The sequence below is a fragment of the Candidatus Hydrogenedentota bacterium genome (assembly GCA_035416745.1).
Lineage (GTDB): Bacteria > Hydrogenedentota > Hydrogenedentia > Hydrogenedentales > SLHB01 > UBA2224.
The window spans coordinates 7,018-27,555 of the sequence record DAOLNV010000075.1 but is presented as its reverse complement, the minus strand read 5'-3'; the positions used below and the strand labels follow the sequence as shown (position 1 = coordinate 27,555).

Annotated in this window: 20 protein-coding genes and 1 tRNA gene; 9 read left to right on the top strand and 12 right to left on the bottom strand. The window is 57.8% G+C overall.

Annotated elements, in window-relative coordinates; genetic code table 11:
* Positions 1-9: 9 nt before the first annotated feature.
* Positions 10-86: transfer RNA gene (locus PLJ71_18050), tRNA-Met, on the bottom strand.
* A 290-nt stretch (positions 87-376) separates the two neighbouring features.
* A complete protein-coding gene (locus PLJ71_18045; protein HQM50595.1) occupies positions 377-721 on the bottom strand; it encodes a hypothetical protein in 345 nt (114 codons plus the stop codon).
* 688 nt (positions 722-1,409) lie between these two features.
* On the opposite strand from PLJ71_18045, the gene PLJ71_18040 reads away from it, so the two are divergent.
* The gene (locus PLJ71_18040; GenBank protein ID HQM50594.1) at positions 1,410-2,276 is read left to right on the top strand and encodes a PEP-CTERM sorting domain-containing protein; all 867 of its coding nucleotides are present in this window, start codon (positions 1,410-1,412) and stop codon (positions 2,274-2,276) included.
* Positions 2,277-2,451: 175 nt separating this feature from the next.
* Here PLJ71_18040 and PLJ71_18035 read toward each other — a convergent pair whose 3' ends face one another.
* The 9 genes from PLJ71_18035 to PLJ71_17995 form a co-directional block, all read right to left on the bottom strand.
* Positions 2,452-3,810, bottom strand: coding sequence for an endo-1,4-beta-xylanase (locus PLJ71_18035; GenBank protein ID HQM50593.1), 1,359 nt, complete (start codon positions 3,808-3,810; stop codon positions 2,452-2,454).
* A 392-nt stretch (positions 3,811-4,202) separates the two neighbouring features.
* Positions 4,203-4,646 (bottom strand): hypothetical protein, encoded by a 444-nt coding sequence (locus PLJ71_18030; GenBank protein HQM50592.1) that lies wholly within the window; start codon positions 4,644-4,646, stop codon positions 4,203-4,205.
* Positions 4,647-4,997: 351 nt separating this feature from the next.
* Positions 4,998-5,546, bottom strand: a complete 549-nt coding sequence (locus PLJ71_18025; GenBank protein ID HQM50591.1) for a hypothetical protein — start codon at positions 5,544-5,546, stop codon at positions 4,998-5,000.
* Positions 5,543-7,171 (bottom strand): sensor domain-containing diguanylate cyclase, encoded by a 1,629-nt coding sequence (locus PLJ71_18020; protein HQM50590.1) that lies wholly within the window; start codon positions 7,169-7,171, stop codon positions 5,543-5,545. The genes PLJ71_18025 and PLJ71_18020 overlap by 4 nt, the downstream gene beginning before the upstream one ends.
* A gap of 167 nt (positions 7,172-7,338) precedes the next feature.
* Positions 7,339-8,565 (bottom strand): L,D-transpeptidase family protein, encoded by a 1,227-nt coding sequence (locus PLJ71_18015; protein HQM50589.1) that lies wholly within the window; start codon positions 8,563-8,565, stop codon positions 7,339-7,341.
* 72 nt (positions 8,566-8,637) lie between these two features.
* On the bottom strand, positions 8,638-9,576 hold the full coding sequence (locus PLJ71_18010) for a serine/threonine-protein kinase (GenBank protein ID HQM50588.1): 939 nt from the start codon (positions 9,574-9,576) through the stop codon (positions 8,638-8,640).
* A gap of 117 nt (positions 9,577-9,693) precedes the next feature.
* Positions 9,694-10,650 (bottom strand): MoxR family ATPase, encoded by a 957-nt coding sequence (locus PLJ71_18005; GenBank protein ID HQM50587.1) that lies wholly within the window; start codon positions 10,648-10,650, stop codon positions 9,694-9,696.
* Positions 10,651-10,724: 74 nt separating this feature from the next.
* Complete coding sequence (locus PLJ71_18000) at positions 10,725-11,705, bottom strand: aldo/keto reductase (GenBank protein ID HQM50586.1); 981 nt, start codon at positions 11,703-11,705, stop codon at positions 10,725-10,727.
* Between the two features lie 98 nt (positions 11,706-11,803).
* On the bottom strand, positions 11,804-12,343 hold the full coding sequence (locus tag PLJ71_17995) for a hypothetical protein (protein ID HQM50585.1): 540 nt from the start codon (positions 12,341-12,343) through the stop codon (positions 11,804-11,806).
* Between the two features lie 165 nt (positions 12,344-12,508).
* Here PLJ71_17995 and rpmE point away from each other — a divergent pair, with 165 nt between their 5' ends.
* From rpmE to pssA, 6 genes are read left to right on the top strand one after another with little or no spacing between them, the layout of a single operon-like run.
* Positions 12,509-12,712, top strand: coding sequence for a 50S ribosomal protein L31 (gene rpmE, locus PLJ71_17990; protein HQM50584.1), 204 nt, complete (start codon positions 12,509-12,511; stop codon positions 12,710-12,712).
* Positions 12,713-12,733: 21 nt separating this feature from the next.
* On the top strand, positions 12,734-13,798 hold the full coding sequence (gene prfA, locus PLJ71_17985; protein ID HQM50583.1) for a peptide chain release factor 1: 1,065 nt from the start codon (positions 12,734-12,736) through the stop codon (positions 13,796-13,798).
* The gene (gene prmC / locus PLJ71_17980) at positions 13,798-14,643 is read left to right on the top strand and encodes a peptide chain release factor N(5)-glutamine methyltransferase (GenBank protein ID HQM50582.1); all 846 of its coding nucleotides are present in this window, start codon (positions 13,798-13,800) and stop codon (positions 14,641-14,643) included. The genes prfA and prmC overlap by 1 nt, the downstream gene beginning before the upstream one ends.
* On the top strand, positions 14,640-15,338 hold the full coding sequence (gene radC, locus PLJ71_17975; protein HQM50581.1) for a DNA repair protein RadC: 699 nt from the start codon (positions 14,640-14,642) through the stop codon (positions 15,336-15,338). Before prmC ends, radC begins: the two co-directional genes overlap by 4 nt.
* The gene (locus PLJ71_17970; protein HQM50580.1) at positions 15,335-15,985 is read left to right on the top strand and encodes a phosphatidylserine decarboxylase family protein; all 651 of its coding nucleotides are present in this window, start codon (positions 15,335-15,337) and stop codon (positions 15,983-15,985) included. The genes radC and PLJ71_17970 overlap by 4 nt, the downstream gene beginning before the upstream one ends.
* Positions 15,982-16,860 carry a CDP-diacylglycerol--serine O-phosphatidyltransferase gene (pssA, locus tag PLJ71_17965; protein ID HQM50579.1) on the top strand — a complete coding sequence of 293 codons (879 nt, stop codon included), beginning with the start codon at positions 15,982-15,984 and terminating at the stop codon, positions 16,858-16,860. Before PLJ71_17970 ends, pssA begins: the two co-directional genes overlap by 4 nt.
* On the opposite strand, the gene PLJ71_17960 is transcribed toward pssA, so the two are convergent.
* Entirely contained in the window at positions 16,788-18,104 is a 1,317-nt protein-coding gene (locus PLJ71_17960) for an AI-2E family transporter (protein HQM50578.1), read from the bottom strand. The genes pssA and PLJ71_17960 overlap by 73 nt on opposite strands.
* A gap of 108 nt (positions 18,105-18,212) precedes the next feature.
* On the opposite strand from PLJ71_17960, the gene PLJ71_17955 reads away from it, so the two are divergent.
* Entirely contained in the window at positions 18,213-19,322 is a 1,110-nt protein-coding gene (locus tag PLJ71_17955) for a DUF481 domain-containing protein (GenBank protein ID HQM50577.1), read from the top strand.
* 179 nt (positions 19,323-19,501) lie between these two features.
* A complete protein-coding gene (locus PLJ71_17950; protein ID HQM50576.1) occupies positions 19,502-20,461 on the top strand; it encodes an ABC transporter ATP-binding protein in 960 nt (319 codons plus the stop codon).
* Positions 20,462-20,538 lie beyond the last annotated feature (77 nt).

Here is a 20,538-nt window from a genome sequence, read left to right as displayed (position 1 = left end):
GATTCCAATTGGTAGCGGGGGTGGGATTCGAACCCACGACCTTTGGGTTATGAGCCCAACGAGCTACCAGACTGCTCCACCCCGCGTCGTCTCGATTGTCAAACTCGTACACATCCCTTGACCAAAATACGAGGTTAACAAAAAGGGTCGGGCAATGTCAAATACTTCTTCTTCGCAACCACATCGATATCCGGCGTGAGAAGGACGGTGCTAGTGAATTGAGAGGTTGTCTGCACTGGGCGTGAACCGTTCATCTGTGGCGCGGTTTGATGTCCCAGGGGATATGTTTTTCGCGGGATCTTCTCTAGACACCGCAAATCCGGGCCCGCCACGTCTTTGAGCGCTTTGATCCGCGCGCCCGCGAAATCGTGTGGTACTAGCCGAAAATGGCACGGAAATAGTTCGGGTTATCTATAAGCTTCAGTTCCTTTTCCAGGAAATCCGAAAACTCTGCCTCGGAGATCGCCATATTCTGAGTCTCTGGAATGTCTTCCACGGTCCACTCGGCTTTGGGGTCGTAGTCCGTATCAGGCTTCGGGGTATCGAGGGACTTGTCGGCGGTTTCCTCTGCCATGAAGGATTTGTGGACCATTTCGCCAATCTCATGCTCGATAAAATCAGTAAGCACGGACATCAGGTGCATCTCTTTGTCTTTGCTTGAACCGTGCGTGATGATTTCGGTATCGAGAGGCAGGGCTTGGCCACAGAAGATGGCAACCATTTCCTTACATTGCGGGCACGGGCCTATCAGGATAATCCCTGTGGGAGGCAAAACCATCCGTCCTTTCGCCCCGCAGTGTGGACATCGTATTTGGACAACCGAAATCATCTCCATCCTTTCTATTCAGCCATACATTCCGATTATACCATGAGCTGCGAAAAACCGACAAAAGCAGTCCTATTCTAAGGTTTTCATGGATTATGCGGAATCTGCGCTGCCCCGACGGTATACCTGTATGCTGCGCTGATTCGTCGTGGCTGGGGCACATAGTAACACGTTGAACCCAAGAGAATCCTCCCATAGTGACAAATATCATTCTTTCGTGGCTACTACACAATCTTGATAATCTTGAGTTGACCGATATGGTCGTTCCGGCCACCGCTGCCAAGAGTGTTCCACGATGTTTCGTCGTATGACGGCCAACGCGTAATTTATTATATGTAATTCGCTTACGTGGTCCTCTCCTGTCTGAGCTTCCTCGGGGCTCAGAGCAGGAGAAGGCTTGCGGAAGTTGGCGCGAATTATGCGAATATCTAATAAGACAGGAAAACAAGCAGGCGCAGTCGACGGGCTTTTTGCCGTCTTGAACATGAAGAGGAGGTGAAATCAGGGGTGCAAAGGTATCCTTCGTGCGACAGAAAGGGAGAATGTCGAGAGGGACTTGATTGTCCCTATACGGGGAGAAAGAATGATGCGATACCCAAGAAAGACCTTGCTGATGATTGCCGTTGGGATCCTGTCGCTGTGCTGCGAGAGCTTCGCTGACACGGTTACCATTGACACCGGCACGAGTTTCAATCTCACCTACAATTCGGGCAACTATGACCCGTATGAACCGTGTTTGGGTATCACCCCGGGCGGCACGTGGCTGAATCCTCTGGAATACCTTCCTCGGGAGAACGACTACACGAACGACTTGCTCGCCGCCCTGTACGGGCAATACGGGGTCAACACCTCAAACGAAGACTACACGCTGATTTACCAATACAGTGTAGCCGATTCCAGCCTCACCGGGACAATGCTCATCGATTGGTACCAAGCGGTCGACGAGCATTCGGGGCAGTACTGCTACCACGGAGCCGAAATCGTCGCTTATTACGATTACGGCGAAGGGGAGGAGGACCTCGGGCTCGATTGGGTCCAATTGTATGACGAATTCGGAGGTTCCGTTGTTTCCCCTTACGACTTCACTGTTGATGGTTCCCATGATCAGAGTCCGGCGTATTACGCCCCAGGATACGGGCCGTGGACGCCTTCCGGTTACAGCCTTGATCCGAACCACGACATGACCTGGAGCGACGGTCCCTATGACCGTCATGAGGAGACGAAACCCTGGATGGGCGGAGTCGAATTCTACATGTTCCTAGCCTCGTTTGGAGACATGTATCCCGATCCGAACAGCAACTCTGTTTTTTACCAGGATGTCACCATTTACGATGGCATCGTCTGGGGCTATTTCGGAGACTGCTACATTGTGCCCGAGCCTGCTACAGTAGGTCTGTTCTGTCTAGGCCTGCTCGGTCTCGTCCGCCGGCAGGTATTGAAGGCCCGCTGAATCCGAACAGCAGATTGCCGGATGCAAGGGTGCGGAGTCGCTGAACACAAGCATGCGCCCGCTTTGTTCCAACAGCGCGCGGTGCTCAGCGTCCATCGCGTCCGGCGCTTCAGGTAGAGGCAAGGTAGTGCATCCGCGGAATGTCCGGGCGGGGAGGCGATACTCCAGCCAAGAGTCATTGCTTCGCAATAGAAGCGCACTCGTTCTTCTTGCCGGCCTCCAGCGATTGTGCAAGGTGCCGGACCTCGCCGCCGGGAACCGCAACGCTGATCTCGTAATTGCCCGCGAACCCTCGAAACGCGCACCGTCCCCCTGCATCGGTCACGCCGTTGAAGCGCGTCTTCCATTCATGGTTTATCAGTCTGTCGAGTGCCTGATAAGCGGGCTTGGGGTCCAGATTTTCATCGGCCAGCCCGCCCAGCGCCGAATTCTCGTTTCCGTATGCGGTATTGTCGGCGAGGTTCCACCAGGTGATGCCGGCCATTTTCTCGACGCTGAACCAGAGGCGGTACAGGTTGGCTACGGTCTCTGCCTGTATCGCCGGGCCGTCCGGACCGCTTCCCGGGATAGTTATCTCCGTGATGTATAGCGGCAGACCAAACTTCCCGAACGCTTCGTAAACGTCGAAAAGGCTTTCAGGCCCCATGCCGGGATTACTCAGAAATTCTTTATCCAGCACGTCTCTCGTGAAGAAGTGAAACTGGAACCCAATCCCCTCGATGCCGCACCCTTGCTTCAACAGAGCCTCGATTTGCCTGTAGTAGCGGTTCTCCCCGATTACTCTGTGGCTAACCGTCATCACTTCGTTGATCATCAATAGGCTGGATTCCGGGAAGACGCGGTGGGCCTGTTCGAACGCCCACGGCACATACGTCTGGTCCGGCGTGTAAAGCGGGTATTTTGAATCGCTCACCAGCGATTCGTTTACAACATCCCAGATGGCGACGTCGTTTCCATAGCGGCGGGCTATCTCCTCGAACCGCGTTATGTACGCGGCGTGCAATGCCTCCGGCTCCTTTGGCATCCAATCCGGGTTGATCGAGTGCCAGAGGAGTGGATGGCCTTTGGCGGTGATTTCCTGTGCTTTGCACCATGCAACCAGGATATCCGGCGGCGGACGGCGCCAAATGTAGGGCGCGCTCTCGGCGAATCGCGGCACACCCGGTTCCGGCTCCAAATCCTTCCAGTAAAAGGGTATCGAGGCGAAGTTGAATATGCCTGTAAATGCGCGCTCATACTTGGCATTCAGCTCGGGAGTCGCGAGTTGGCCCAGTACAAAGAGATTGGCCCCGAATAGGAATGCGTGCGTCTTCTGGACGGCCGTGACCTCGGCTCCCGAAACCGGCCGGCCCTCTTTGTCGAGCACCTGAACCGCCATGTCACCTTTTCGATGGCGCTCGATGCCCGCATCAATGCGCTGCATCATCTCCGCGTTGGACCATCGCGCCCGGGCGTCCTCAAGCGCCCCCGCGCCCGCCGCTGCGAATGTCATCTGAAAAACCATGGTTGCGCCGACAATTACCGAGAATCTCATGGCTGTTCCTTTCCTTGCAGAGCCTCCTTTTCGCCAATAATAGTGAAAACGTGCCGGTACGTCCACGAGGGAGCTTTGGTTCCGAATTGGAGGCCCTGAGGCCGCAAAGCGATACGCGCCCAGTGGCCGCCTGAATGGTGTTCAACTCGGCGTCCCCGTTCTTGTCCGCGCCGGCTGCGGGCGAACGGGGACAGGTGGGCACGAGCCTTCGGCTTCTCCAGTGATGATGAAGACAGGCGTTGCGGCTATCGTCCGGCCTTGTGCTGGACGAAAGAGGGCCTGCCTGTCACAGGGCCAAACGCTGCGCTTCGCCGCCAATTCCAGAAGCGGACTATCTGAGATTGGGGAATTGGAGACAGCGTGACCGTTCGCGCGTGGGTGATGCTGCTGGGCTAGGAGGATGTCCGCGTTTTGAGGCGGTCGAGGATTTCGAGTGCGACGCTGTTGTCGTCGGTCTTGCGATCGTGCCAGTCCGGATAAGTCAGGAGCGTCACACCGTAGACCTGTCTCATCGACTCGATCATGACTTTCGTGGTCTCGGCGGATTCTTTCTCGAGGATAATCGTGTACTTCACCCGGTGCGGCACAAATACTCTGCGCCGTGTCATGCCGGTGAAAGCGACGAACCGGCCACGCTTGTCGCGTGTGTAGATCTCGAGATCCATCTCGCGAAGCACGGCTTTCGTGGATTGCCACGTTTCTTCGAAAGACGCGTTGATAACTTCCGAGTCGTTCATGGCGAAGCCCGTGGTATCGCGCGCGGCCCGCGCACACCCCACGACGCCTGTCAGCACGACCAGCGCACTGAGAATGATGATGTTGCGATACGTGTTCACTCTGCATCCCACCTTTGCGGGCCGATTGTAACACACCCAACGCTGCCCTGCAAGGCATTTGAACGGTTTTGCCGCGACTCGGGCAAACACTCTCACCCCGGTTGGCACATAAACCGGGAGCAGGGCAAGACAATCAGCACTTGACTCATCCCGTATCAAGTTTTCACTGCTCTTCACAGGGCACCACGGCCGAGCCATATCTGGTCCGCCGCCTTCCTGCAACCGTGTTCTCAGGGCAATGCTTCACGCCGCCGCGATGAGCGCACAAGCCCATGGGGCATGGCGGCTCACAAGCTGTCGCGGCCGCAAGAAACAAGAAGACACACGTCATAGGACATCTCTCCGCAGGGGCTATTGCTTCGCGACGGCCTCGCCGTCCAGACTCTCGTACAGCTGCCCCGTTTTCATGACTTCCAGGCGCGCTTCATGGAATATGCGCTGGACGGCCGTAAGGGTCTTGGGCGGAAACTTGTTTACCTTGCACAGTTGCTCGTAGAGCATCCACCGATCATCCCATTCCCCCGTTACGATAAGGGCGTTGCGGTCCCGTTCGCGCCGCGTGGTAGCCTGCTTGTATTCGCGGTTCCGGATGATATAGAGGTGTCCGTTCCGGCGCTCCCACGCGAAACCTTTGTCCAGGAGCTCGTTGACAAGTTCCACACGGGAAACCCGCGTGCTGATAGCCTGCTGAATGGGCTCGGCGACAAGGATGAGGTTCGGTTTGTCCGCGAGTTGCGGAACGTTTCCATCCTGGACGGCCCGCTCTATCTCAAGAGCGCTCTCCTTCAATGTGTCGACAGGCAACTCCTCGTATTTGGGTCTCATGCGCGTGAAAGCCGGCAAAAAGGTCTGGCATCCCACGACCAAAACCAGCGTCAGCAAGAGGGCAGCATTTCTCACGTTGTGTCTCCTGAGGTCTCCGCCACCACCACCCGGTTCTTCCCCAACCGTTTTGCTTCATAAAGCGCCACATCCGCTTGAGCAACCAAGGCATCGCAATTGTCCATCTTCTCAAGATCAAGTACAGCGACCCCCACGCTTACCGTAACGCGGGCTTTCGCGGGCATTCCTGGATACTTGCTGGAACGCAACACTTCCAAGAGACGTTGGGCCTGCGAGCGGGCGCCCGCAAGCCTTGTCTGAGGCATGATGACGACGAATTCCTCGCCGCCATAACGGGCGCAGATATCGGTCTTGCGAATGACGCCATTGGTCCGGACCGCGATCTCGCGCAACACAGTATCTCCCTGTAGATGCCCGTAGGTATCGTTGATCTTCTTGAAATCATCGATGTCGAACATCAGGCATGCCAAGGGCAAGTCATAGCGTTTGCTCCGCTGGTACTCGTCTTGAAGACGCTGGTGAAAATGGCGGCGATTGTACAAGCCGGTGAGGGCGTCCGTGACCGCCAAACGTTCGAGGCGTTCATTTGCCCGCTGGATACGCTCGAACAATTGAGCGCGTTCCAGAGCGTGGCCCGCCGCCTCCGCCACAATCTCGCAAAATCCGATCTCGCGAAGGGTGAAGGAGCGGCGGCGGCGCGTTACGCGCAAGAATAACGACCCCACATTCGGGTCAAACAATACGATAGGGATCACCATGAGAACCCGAATACCCGCCGCGGAAAGCTGCCTGGCATAGGGCCGGGTGAGATGGTGCCGCGTTACATCGTTGATGATGACCTTCTGGCGCGTCTCCATGGCCTGAAGCAGCTCGGGATACTTGTCAAGGTCTATGACGAGGTCGGAAACGGACTCGTCTTCGTGCGAGGCTTGCACACGGCCTTTCCGCTCGCCGCCCCACACCTGCACGATGGAACACCGGTCAGTCTCGATAACACGCGAAATCTGTTCCACGAAGACATAAAGAACATCATGGGCGCGCCGCTTTGAGGAGATGGCTTTCAAGATCTCTAACACCGAAAACAGATCGTGCCGATCCATCGCGATGTCTTGTTGCTGGGCCGCGAATTGAGCCACCATAGTGGCCATGAGGTGGGTGGCGAGCTTCAGCGAAAGATCCGACGACCGGGAAGGCGGACAGAGCTTCCCCCGATCGTGCTCAGCGCGCTCGAACATCCCGGCCATTTCCCCCAGCACGATGTCAACGCTCTTCCGATCGCATGTCCACCCCCCGCGAAACGCCAGCGCCCCCGCGTTTCTAACGATGACCCCAACCGAGGCAAAGCTCACCGTCCCCGAAACAATCACCAGAAACCGGTTGTCTGATGACGCTGTCCGAGACGTCATGGACACAACACGCTCGGCGTGTTCCCACATATCGGGCGGCGCGCCCGCGCATGCGGCAAATGCCGCACTCTCGGTCAGAGCGGCAAGTTGAGGAAGAGCCCCTGCTGTCTCCGCATCTACCAGGATGACCGCGTCCGCACCGATACAAGAGGCGGCAAATTCGGCAGCCTCTGCGCCAAGAGCCAGAAAAAGACTGGGGTCCTCAACGGGCACAAACCCGCCTGGCTCGGCTCTCGAGGCGCTTATCTCCTCTATTTCATCCCACAGCGCCGTCATGTATTCTCCGCTCAATGTTTCCCCCAAAGTCCAAGCCCCCGATTCTAAGTGCTTACTTGGAGAGGATTTCCGTCTTCATTCGCCTAGTATTGGGACTCCCGGCATCCAAAGTCAACACGCCCGCGCCTCCACGCGAGACCATTGCACGCGGGAACGGCGCTCTCGGCCTACAAACCCGATTCGCGCGGGTCCACCGTTTCCACAATCTCGACCGGCGTAGAACGCACCACAAGATCGTACAGCTCCTCGGCATCGGCATTCAGCATCCGGGCACATCCGCTTGAGCTGTATTTCCCGATGGTCTCCGGAGCGATCGTGCCGTGGATGCCCAGATCGGTCGGAAGCTGTTCGCGTTCCGGAACCAGAGGCATCCAGCGCGAGCCCAGTTCGTTCCTGGGATCCTCCGGCGGAATCGGGCCCACGTTCGGTCTGAACCACGTCGGGTCAACCTGCTTGTTGCCAATGCGAAACTCCCCCAGGGTGGTCTCATGCCCGGGGGTTCCGAGTCCCACCATGTACCGCTTGAAAAGACCGTCGCTGTCGAGCAGGAAGAGCCTGCACGTGGACCGCTCGATGATAATACGAAAATCCTTCGGCGTATATTTGAGCCGATCGCCGACATTCAGCGTTGTTTCCTTCGAGAGACCGTTTGCCCGCGTCAACAGCCCCTGCGTCGTGTTCAATTTCATCCCGATGTTAATCAGGTTATCGCCGCGTTCAACTACGTAAACCTTGCTTTCCGGGGTGGGCTTGTTCGAAAAGATCAGTTCCGAGTTCAATCTGCCCAAGCCGTCGGCGGCTTCATCCCAATCCGGACTGTTCCATGTAGCGTCCCGCGTGGCCTGCCGATAGAGCGTGCGCGCTTTCTCGACATCTCCTGCTCGTTCAGCCGCGCGCGCCAGTCCGCAAAGCGACGGGGCACGCATCTCGGGCGCCGCAGTCTGCTCGTGAGACGTATAGAGAGCCAGAGCGGCTTCGACATCCCCTTTCCGTTCCAAAGCCCGCGCGTACGCCAGCTCGGCCTGCAAATGGAAGGGGCTGTCCGCGAATCCTGTTGCGGCCTGCTTCAAATAAGCCAGGCTCTGGTCGACGTTGCCGGCCTGCTCCTCCACGCGGGCAAGCAGCAGCAAGGCCTGCGGAGTAACCACCATGTTCTGTACGCCCTCAACGATGGGAAGCAGCTTTGCCCGCGCCTCCTCGAGATTACCCGAACGCAGCGCTTCTTCCGCTCGCAGAAGTTCCGAAGGCGCCGCGGCCTCCAGCGCCCCTCCGACGTAATCCTCTTTGAACCAGCGTGCAACACGATACACTCCGAAAACGATGACACACACCAAACAGATGCCAAGAATGATTTTCGTAAGGCTAATATCGTCTCTTCGTTTTCTTGAGGCCATGTCGATTTGCTGTCCCTTTCACGCTACAAGCCCCTTAGAACGGAGCGGAGTCTCTGCCGGAGATATGCACGATCAGATGCGCGAAGCGGAAACCCGCGAAAGATCCATCAGAATCTCTGTAACCGATTGATAACGCCGTTCCGGGCGTCGTCGCAACGCCTTCAAGATGATCTGGTCCAACTGCCGCGGAATCGCGCGGTTGTACTTGGAAGGCGGCTCAAACTTGTATCTGCTGCTGCGAATCTGGCGCATGATCTCGCGTGAATCCTGGCCGTCGCAAGGGTGTCTCCCCGCAAAGAGCTCGTATAGCGTAATGCCAAGAGAGAATATGTCGGAACGCGCATCAAGCTTCTTCTTCGACAGCTGCTCCGGCGACATGTACCGGCGCGTGCCCCCGCCTTCCCGCATCCAGCGCGTCTTCCAGCTCGCATTCGATTTCGACAAGCCAAAATCCACTATCTTGACGTTTTTCATGTCACGCGAGAACAGGAAGTTCTCCGGCTTGATGTCACGATGGACAATGCCCTTTTGATGCAGGAAATCGAGACCGTGGCACAAGCGTATCGTAAGGTCTATCATCTGAGAAACGCTCAGGTCGCGTTCGCGAATATGCTTCCGGAGATTGTGCCCGTCGATGTACTCCATGACCAGGCACCGCCGGATGTTCCCGCTCGCGTCCTCCTGTTCAACGATTTCCTTGTGCATGCGGACGATGCACGGATGCTCGAGCGAGGCCGCTATAAGCACCTCCCGGCCAAGAAAGTCCTGCCTGCGGCGCCTCTTATCCAGATCGTACCGGCGGTCCAGCACCTTTATCGCTACGGTTTGGTCCCGTTTCCGATCAATGGCCTTGTATACGGTGCCCATACCGCCACTGCCGATTGGTGCGATGATCTCATACGGTCCCACATGGCTCAGCGGAAGAGTCGAGGATTGTTGCGCCTCCTCGGAAAACTCGCCCCCTTCTTCGAGTTCCTGAGGGGCCTCTTTATTTCGCGCAAAAAGTCTCATTGCTCACTGGCGAAGTCCACTTTGTTGTCCCTGCCATTGTTCCTTGATACCGTTAGTATACAACATATAGTATCCAATGTCGCATTCTCACTTCGTAACCATTATGGACCTTTTCGCTCATTGTTTCCAACTCGCCCGCCCAGCCGGCACGGACACCTGCTCCAGAATGTCATGAAGCACGCTGTACGGGGTGACGCGCCGCAGCCGGCTTTCGGGGTTGAGTATCAGGCGGTGCTCGATGACCGGATGCGCAAGGGCCTTAATGTCGTCCGGAATCACATATCCGCGGCCTTCAATCGCCGCAAACGCCTGTGCGCAGCGAAAAAGCGCCATGGACGCGCGAGGGCTCGCCCCAAGGTTGAGGTGCGACGATTGCCGCGTCGCGGCAACAAGACGCAACAGATAATCGCGGACCTGGTCGTGTATGAATACCTCACGCACTCCCATTTGCATCCGCGTGAGCGTGGTGGGATCAGCCACCGGCCCGAGGTCTTCCAGAGGATGTTTCACGCGCGTCTTCTCGAGCATCTGCGCCTCCACGACGATGCTCGGATATCCCATCGAGAGCTTGAGCATGAAACGGTCGAGCTGAGCCTCCGGCAACGGGAAAGTCCCCTCGTGTTCCACCGGATTCTGTGTCGCGAACACGATGAAAGGCTGCTCCATCCTGTGCGTCTGCCCGTCTATCGAAACTTGGCCCTCGGCCATTGCCTCGAGCAAAGCCGATTGCGTGCGGGGCGTGGCTCGGTTGATTTCGTCAGCAACGATCATCTGTGCGAAAATGGGCCCGGGCCGAAACTCGAATTCACGGGTCTTCTGATTGAATATCGAAACCCCCGTAACATCCGATGGCAGCAGGTCTGGCGTGCATTGAATGCGCCGGAATGAGCAGCCGCTCGACACCGCCAGACTGCGTACCAAAACCGTCTTCGCCACGCCGGGAACATCCTCGAGCAAAATATGCCCGCCCGCAAGCACGGCGGCCAGCGCCGTTTTCACTACGTGGGTTTTGCCCAGAACAACCGTTTCCGTGTTCCCTATGATGTTTTTGACGACGTCTCTGAATTCCCCCATGCCTGCTCCTTACCTATCCACCGGCGTTTGACGAGATGCATCTCGAACTTCATGGCAAGGCGCCATACAGATGATCACTTCATGCCCTTTCCGGCTTGGCGCTCCTCGCTCCTGTCCGTTGCCAGCGGCGGTTCGGAAGATAAACCCGAGATCTCAGACCATGCCGCAGGGGAGAGGGTGATGTCGAGGCACCCCAGCGTGTCCTGCAGTTGAGCCGCGTTCCGGGCCCCGATGATCACCGAGGTGACCGCGGGATGGGCCATCACCCACGCAACAGCCAAGGCGGCCGGGGAGTGGCCCATCTCGCGCGCATACGCCACAAACCGGTCGGCAATCTCCGCGTAGACCGGGTTGCCATAACGGACCTTGTACATCGGGTTTTCATCGAGACGGCCCTTTTCGCCCCGGCGGTACTTGCCGGTCAGCAGCCCGGCCGCCAAAGGGTTGTAAGGACATACCGCCAGGCCTTCCGAGAGCGCCATGGGCAATATCTCGACCTCGGCCTGGCGCTTCACCAGATTGTACATGGGCTGAACACAGGCGATCGGGGCAAAGCCCTTCCGCTGTGATACCCCGACCGCTTTCATGACCTGCCAGGCGGAAAAGTTCGAGACGCCGCAGTAATGAACTTTCCCCGCGTCAACAAGCGCCGTCAGCGCCGAAAGGGTTTCTTCAATGGGCGTCCGGGGATCCCAATGGTGCAAATACAGGATGTCGAGCCAGTCCGTCTGAAGCCGTGAGAGAATCTTGTCAATCTCCATAAGCAGGTGCCGCCGCGAGCTGCCGCGGTCATTGGGACCCTCGCCGGTCGCAAAATGGGCCTTCGAAGCCAGAACAACCGCACTTCGGTGCGATTTGAGCCATCTCCCCACAATCTGTTCCGTCACCCCCTTGTTGTAGATGTTGGCCGTATCGAAAAAGTTGACCCCAAGCTCGAAAGCCCGGTCCATGAGCTCGAGCGATGCCGTTTCATCGGCTTCCTTGCCAAAGGTCATCGTACCCAGACAAACCGGCGATACACGGATGCCCGTCGACCCGAATCCAATGTATTCCATGGCGGCCAAATCTCCTTGACGGTGTTTGGAAGAAATATCCTACCAATTCCGGACATGGGATGGGTAATTCAGCAAAAGCCGAATCGGCAAGGCACGGTCTACGGGGTCACATGAGGCAAAAGCGCCTGCCACGTTTCGCCGTCCGGCACGGCAAAACTGAATGGCTTCCGGCGATTTTCAGAGCATTCGATCCTGAAGCCCGTCAACGACTGAAAGACAGCCCCGTTGAACCAGTGCGAGGGTCTTACACGTGAGATTTCCCTCAAGGGCACCTCAATCTGCCGGCCAAACAGGGGCACCAGAATCAGCCGGTCTCTTGCTATCTCTGCAACACCCGGTTGTTCGAGAAACCGTGTGAGAATAAGGCACGGGGAACGCAACACGGCCGTCTCGTCGCAACCGTTCAGGAGACGCCGAACGCGGTGACGGATAGGCCCGTACACCAGACCAGCAATAAAAACCAGACCGGCCGGAATCGCATAAACCGCCCACAATACAGGACGGTGCAGCGGCAAGGCAGCTACTGCCAAAGGAAGCAGCACAAGCGGGACCGTGCATACAACCACCAACGTCAACAGGTACGCCGCGTGCGCCGTCGGCCCCGGCGTCTCGAACAAGGAGCTCAGCTTGCGAGCCATGACCTGACCCTCCGCCCGTACTCCTTTCCATATTGTACACCTGCCCCCACAGTTTGGGAGGACAAATTTGCACGCCCCGGTTTTCTTATGCTAAACTACCGCGTTACTTTACCTTGGACCGCTACGACAGGGGCGCGAGATGTGCACCCCATCAGGAGAGTGGAAGTGAAAGAGGGCATCCATCCCGAATACAAGCAATCACGGGTTACATGCGCGTGTGGGAATACTTTCGAGACCCGGTCGACCAAAGGCAATATCAACGTTGAAATCTGCTCGCAATGCCACCCGTTTTACACGGGCAAACAGAAGTTCGTGGATAGCGAAGGTCGCGTCGACCGCTTCAATAGGAAATACGGGCGCAAGAGCTAAGTCCCCTGCATGGAAAAGGTTATGGCCGAGAAACTCCGCGACGTCGTCGCGGAATATAACCTCCTGTCCCAACAAATGGCCTCCCCGGAGATTGCTTCCGACCACGACAGGTATATGAAATGCGCCAAAGCGCAAAAACGCATCGCGCCACTTGTTGAGTGTTTCAAAAAATACGAACTCGAAGAAAACCGCCTGCGGCAAGCCGAAATCCTCCTCTACGAGGAATCCGATCCCGAACTGCGGGAAATGGCGGAAGAAGAAAAGCGCGAACTCGCCGACGTCCTCCAGAAGCGAGAACAGGAATTGAAGTTCCTGCTGATTCCCGGCGACCCCAACGATGAGAAAAACACCATCATGGAAATCCGCGCCGGAACTGGGGGAGAGGAGGCCGCCCTTTTCGCCGCGGACCTGTTCCGCATGTATACCCGCTATGCGGAGATTAAAGGCTGGAAAACTGAAATCTTGAACTCGCACGCCACGGGAATGGGAGGGTTCAAGGAAATCTCCTTCAAGATATCCGGCGAAAGCGTTTACAGCCAGCTCAAGTTCGAGGGGGGCGTCCACCGCGTACAACGTGTGCCCGAAACGGAAGCCCAGGGCCGCGTCCACACCTCGGCCGTCACCGTTGCCGTCCTTCCCGAAGCCCAAGCCGTTGACATCGCTATTGACGAGAACGATCTTCAGATAGACGTGTACAGGTCCTCGGGGCCGGGGGGGCAATCCGTCAACACGACCGACTCGGCCGTCCGCGTCACCTATAAGCCTACCGGCCTCGTAGTTACCTGCCAGGATGAAAAGTCGCAGCACAAGAACAAGGCCAAGGCCCTCATGGTCCTGCGCTCGCGGCTCCTCGCGCAAAAGGAAGAGGAAGAGGCTGCCGAACGCTCCGCGAACCGCAAGAGCCAAGTGGGTTCCGGAGACCGCAGTGAACGAATTCGCACCTACAACTTTCCCCAGAACCGCCTCACCGACCATCGCATCAAACTGACCCTGCACCGCCTCGAAACCATCATGGAAGGCGACCTCCAGGGAATCATTGACGCATTGATCGCCGCGGACCGCGCTGCCCGAATCCGCGAGGAATAATGGCCACCGTCGCCGAAAGGCTTTCGCAAGCCGCCACGCAACTGGCGGCCGTCACCGATACCCCCAGGCTCGACGCTGAAATCCTCATGGCCCATGCCGCCGGAATCTCTCGGGCCGTGCTGCTCTCGCGCCTGCAGGAAACCTTCTCGGGCGCGCCCGGTTTCGAGGCGTCTCTGGAACGAAGGCTGCAGTACGAGCCCCTCGCGTACATCATCGGCGAATGGGAATTCTTCTCCCTGGATTTTCTTGTCCAGGCGCCCCTCCTGGTGCCACGCCCCGAAACCGAACACGTGGTTGAAGCCGTGCTCGAGCGTGTCGCCGCCAAGAGTGCCGCCGTGCTCGAACTGGGTACCGGCACCGGTTGTATCGCCGTCTCGATTGCCCATGCCGCCCCCGGCGTATCCGTAATCGCCACCGACATCCAGCCCGCTGCGCTGACGGTCGCCCAACACAACGCGGAGCGGCACGGCGTCACTCAGCGCCTTGCCCTGCGGCAAGGCGACCTGTTTGCGGCTCTACGGCCCGGAGACGGCCCCTTCGACGCGATCTGTTCCAATCCCCCCTACATCGAGGAATCCGCATGGCCCGGCCTCGATCCGGTCATTCGTCTGCACGAAGATCCTGGGGCGCTCCTCGGCGGTCAAGACGGCCTTGCCGTCATACGAAGGCTCGTGGCCGAAGCCTCTGACTGGCTCATGCCGGGCGGCCTGCTTGCGTTCGAGATCGGAATGGGGCAATATGAGCACGTAAGGGACCTGCTTCAACGCAACGACTACGCCGGCATTCGCTTTGTTCGCGATTTGGCTGGCATCGAACGGGTCGCCGTAGCTGAGAACCCTGGATGATGCCCGAGAAATACTACTCAACAGCCGTGCGCGAAATGCCCGAAGAGGAGCGGCCGCGCGAAAGGCTGGCGCGACTGGGAGCCTTCGCCCTCCGCGATGCCGAACTGCTGGCCGTGCTCTTCCGCACCGGCACCCGCGAAGAAGGGGCCGTTGCGCTCGCCGAACGGGTCATCAGGCATTTCGGAAATCTCCGCACGCTATCGCGCGCTTCCATCGAAGAACTCATGAACGTCAAAGGCATCGGCAGGGTCAAGGCCATCGAAATCAAGGCTGCCGTGGAACTCGGCATCCGTCTCGTGCAGGAAAAAGACGAACAGAAGCCCAAGATCCGCTCCGCCGAAGATGTCGCCAACCTGCTCATGGCCCGTTTCCGGCAATGCGAAACCGAAGAGTTCAAAGCGTTGCTTCTTAACACCAAGAACGAGGTGCTCAAAGAAGTCAGCGTAACCACCGGCGGCCTCGACGCTGCACTGGCCATGCCCCGCGACGTATTCCGGCAGGCCGTGCGCGATGCCGCGAGCGCCGTCATCGTCTGCCATAACCACCCCAGCGGAGACCCGGAACCAAGCCGCGAGGACGTCCGGATCACCGAACGCCTCCGAGACGCCGCCGAGATCATCGGATTGCGCTTCCTCGACCACATCATCTTCGGCGACAACCGCTGGGTCAGTTTTCAGGAAAGAGGTCTATTGTGACGAAAACGTTCAGCGCGTGGAAAGTGGGAATCCCATATTACCTGCCCGGCCTCCTCACCGGCGCAATACTGGCGCTCCTTTTTCGCAATTCCGCATGGGTCTGGACCTCCGTTCCTTTCTTCCTCTTCGGAGGTTTCGCCCTGTTCTTCTTTCGCGACCCCCCCCGCGTCACCAGCCCGGACTCGCACGACATAGTCGCCCCGGCCGACGGACGCATCCTGGCCATTGATGAGCTGGAGAGTTCTCCCTACTACCGGGGCCCATGCAAGCGCATCGCCATATTCATGTCAGTCTTTAACGTCCACGTCAACCGGGCCCCTGTCAGCGGCGCCGTGTATCGCATCGAACACAAACCGGGGAAATTCCTACCCGCCATGAAAAGAGAGGCCACCGACGTAAACGAAGCCAATACCCTGTACATGGACTCCGACCACGGGCGTGTGACGGTCCGCCAGATCTCCGGTATCCTTGCCCGCCGGATCGTCTGCATTGCCGAAGAGGGCAACGAACTCGAGCAAGGTCAGAAGTTCGGCATGATACGGTTCGGATCACGCGCGGAACTCTACCTCCCCCCAGACGCCGTGCCGTGTGTTAAACTGAAGCAAAAGGTCAAAGCAGGCTTATCAACGGTGGCCAGGTTTCAATGAAGAGAATCTCGCTCCAACGAAAACGCCGCAAGCAGCGGACAACTCGGCGCAAGCCCATCAACGTCGTCGCAAGCGCATTGACGACCGCTGGGCTCTACTGCGGCATTGTCAGTATATTCAAAGCTATCGACCAGGACTTCAAGTGGGCCGCATATTTCATTATCCTCGCCCAGGTCTTCGATGTCATGGACGGCACTTTCGCCAAACTCACCAAGACCACATCCGAGTTCGGGAAGCAGCTCGACAGTCTTGCCGACCTGGCCTCGTTCGGCGTAGCGCCAGCCGTGCTGATCTACACCGCATACCTCCACGAAGCCAAGTTGCTGGGTCTTGTGGGCGGGAAGACAGGGGCCGCCATGGCCATCATCTTCGTCATCTGCGCCGCGCTCCGCCTCGCACGATTCAACGTGTATCAAAGCGAAATCCGCGATTACTTTGTCGGATTGCCTGCGCCGGCTGCCGCGGCAACCATCGCCACCTTCGTACTCTTTACGTCCTACTTCGACTTCCAGGTCGCCCACTGGATCTTGACTCCGCTCACACTGGCGCTTGCCTACCTCATGGTCAGCAATTTCCGCTACCCGAAAGATGTCCTGAAAGACCTGGTGCTTGCACCCAAGAACGCGTTCCGTCTCCTGGTCCTGTGTGGCGTTGCCATCGCCGTATTCCACAAGGCCATGGACGAACATTCCCCGGCCATCGCACTGTTCCCGCTTGCCGCCTCATATGTGCTCTACGGAGTAGGTGACCGCGTATACGCCCAGTTCTTCAAACGGGCACGACAGGTTGACAAGCCCAAAGCTCAGCTGTCCGGGCCAGAACCGTCTTTATCCGGAAGCGTTGAACCGCCCTCGAAAACGGGCGACTTCTTGTAGTACTGCACAGCCTCCACAACCAGTACTTTTAAGGCGGCCGCCAAGGGGACGGCTATCAATACCCCCAAGAACCCTAATGCGCTTCCAAAAACCATGATGGCAAGTATGACCCACACCGGGTGCAGCCCAACCTGATTCCCAACGATTCTCGGCGTCAGAATGTTGCCCTCGAGACCTTGCGCCAAAGCAAACGTGATGACTACCCCCACGAGATGCACGTCAAAACCGTGCCGCAAGAACGCCATCAAGAGCGCGGGAATTACGGTCATGGCCACTCCAAGATAGGGAATCAGACTCACCACCGTCCCGAACAACGCTATTGCCAGCGCAAAAGGAACATCGCATATCGTAAGCCCAATCCCATACATGGTTCCCAAGAAGACGCAGACCGTCACCTGCCCCCGAACAAAGCTGCGCAATTGATGGTCGATTTTCGTGATGATCTCGACCGTCTTGGGCCGGTACCGCGGCGGAATCAGTCCCCGCGCCGAAACCACGAGACGATCAAAATCGTTCAACAAATAACCCGCAACAAAGGCAAACAGGGCGAACTTCGCCACAAAGAACACCGCATCCAGGAGCGCCCTGCCCGACGCCCTCGCAAACTGCGCAAACGTCGTCGTCGCACCCACAAAACGCGACCACGTGCTCTCGAGCAGCTTTGTGGCATTGTCCCGCACAAACGTGCCAACCTTCTGGGCTACAATGCTCCGCGCGCTGCGGCCCGGTTCCTCCCATCCCATCTGCCTGACCACGTCCTCCAGCGGAATCCGTTCGAGGAAGCGCTCGTACCACGGCGACGCATCGGAATCAGCGCCGTCGGCTTCCGCCGCGTCCTCTTCTCCGCCCGCAGCCGCATCGCCAACCGCAGGCTGAGACCCCGGTTCCTGCCCCTGAGCCCCGTTCGTCACCTCTGCTGACGTCGCGGCCGTCACAAGCTCCTTGGCCTCGAGGATCATCCGCGGGACCAAAACCAGCGGGATGCTCAGGACCAGTAACACGCCTATCAGCGCCAACACCGATATCGTGATCCCCCGCGGAAGCCGCCATTTGAAATACCGGTTCTTCCCCTCTGTATTCTCGAAATAGTCAACTACCGGATCTAGAAAATACGCCACCATGAACGCGGCAAACAGCGGCACAAGCACCGGACTCAGCAAATACGCCAGGAATGCCACCCCCAAAAGCGCCACCAAGACCGCGGCCGCCTGGAACCACGGATTCTCCAACACTGGCTTGAGCATGCTTCTGAAACCCTCCCCGGCAGGACCCCGCCGCCGCTTCAAAACACCCGTTCACAGAAGTCACTTGCGTAAAAAGCCGATGCATTCTAACATTTAGGTGGAGGCACGATGAAAATCGGGTTACAAATACTCATAGGCGCCGCCGTTCTGGCGGTGTCCTGGACCGCTCAGGGAGACACCCTCTCGCTGCAAAGAGGAGAGGTTCTCAGCGGCGGCCTGGTAGACCTGTCGGACGGGGTCGTTGTTTTCGACACCCGCTTGGCAGGGCAGGTGATTGTCCCCATCTCACAGGTTCGTTCGCTGACTACCGATAAGGCGTTCGACATCCAGCTTCAGGATGGAGCACGCCTCCGAGGGCGTTTTGCAGGCCAGGGTGCGGAAACCTTTGTCGTTGCTCAGAATGGGGGAGAGGCCACGCTCCTCACATTGGCCGCTGTTAAAAGTATCGCTCCTGTCCGGCTGGCAGCCTTCGAAGAAACCGGCGGCACCCAAGACGCCCCATCCTCTCTCGACTTGTCCTGGGAAGGGGGATACCTCTATCGTTGGGGCAATGAAGACTATGACGCCGGTTTCACGAGGCTCACCCTGCGTAATCGCGCCGCAGCCTTCGATTTCCAGTCCGAAGCGCTGCTCGAACTGTCCGATGACGGCCGTTTCCCGCGGCTATTTCGCTCCTACGCCGATTGGCGTTTCCCTTCACAGGCCCCATTTCAACCTGAATTAGGGCTCGAGCTCGAACGCGACCTCGACGAAGCGCTCGTGTTTCGCGGCGCCCTCAATGCCGGTATTGGCAGAACATTCATCAACAATCCTTCACGCCTCCTGGAACTCACCGGCGGTCTCAATGCCTCATTCGAATACTACGACGCCGAAGAGCTCTGGCCGGATACAGACAACGCCCTCAAACGCCGCGTTCAGGCCCTCTACTATGCCGGTGAAGGCCCCCGCGAAGACGAGCAGGACCTGAACCTCCGTTTCAGGCTGCGCTTCCGCCAATTCTCCAGGATCGGAGCCTTGTCCCAAACCTTCTCCCTGTATCCAAGCATGACGGACCTCGGCGAGTTGCGGGCACGGTCCGAATCATCCCTGCTGATGCCCGTTACCGCACACTTGGATTTCCGCCTCCACCTGTTCGTGGATTACGAAGACGAACCGGAGTTCGAATCCATGGAAAAATGGCGCACATCCATCGGCGCGGGTTTCCAGTGGGATTTCTGAACATGGCCGGGCGGGGACCCAAACCTCGCGCCAAACCTCGCGATTGACATGGCACGAGTCCTCTGCTAACATTCGACCCTGATTCTTCTTATTTATTTCGCTGCGTACGGCGAAAACGCCCTGTAACTGAAATTGTTCCGGCAGATTGTTGTGCCGGGCGCATCATGGAGTGAGGTTTCGTGTCTGCAGTCATCGAAACGCAAGATCTGAGAAAAGTCTACAAAGGAATCTCAAAGGCTCAGGACGTCGTTGCCCTGGATAGTCTCACCTTGCAGGTGAACGAGGGCGAGATCTTTGGCTACCTGGGCCCCAACGGTTCCGGAAAAACCACAACCATCAAACTCCTCCTGAGCCTCATTTTCCCCAACTCGGGAACCATGAAAATCATGGGAAACCCCAATATCACGGCACCCGAGGTACGGAAAAACATCGGCTACCTGCCGGAGGGGGCGTACTACCCGGATTTCCTTCGGGGCGAAGAAATCCTCCGGTATTACGGCAGCCTTTACGGCATGAAAGGCCCCAGTCTCGCGAAGCGAATCGACGAAGTGCTCGAAATCGTCGGCATGTCCCGCGCACGGAAAAGGCTTATTCGGGGTTACTCGAAGGGCATGCGCCAGCGTATCGGCCTTGCCCAAGCACTCCTGAGCGACCCCGGCATTCTCATCCTCGATGAGCCCACCACGGGCCTCGACCCGGTCGCGCGAAAGGAAATCCGCGACCTCCTTATTACCCTTCGAGACCAGGGCAAGAGCCTGCTCATATCGAGTCACGAACTGCTCGAAGTCGAATTGATAAGCGATCGCGTGGGCATCTTGTTCGAAGGCGTCCTGCAAACCTCCGGCACCATCGACGAATTGCTCACCCGCCGCGAGTTCACCATCAAAGCCGAAGAAGCCGTCCCAGAGGCCATTCAGAAAACACGGGAAGCGGGCCTCGCTCCCGAAGACGCCGCAGCCGGCAGAGTCGTCTTCCGGGTGCCCGAGAATATGTCTCTCTACCAAGCCTTGGATATCTGCAAAGCACAGAACATGAAAATCGTCAGCGTGGCCCCACGGCGCGAAACACTCGAAGAAGTCTTCGTCCGGGTGGTGGGTTCCGCGGTGAAAAACAAAGAAGCACAGCGAGGAGAGAATTAGATGAGCATCTGGTTAGCTAGCAACCCGTGGCTGACCGTCGTGTACGGGATCATCGTATTAGCCATCGTTGCATGTGT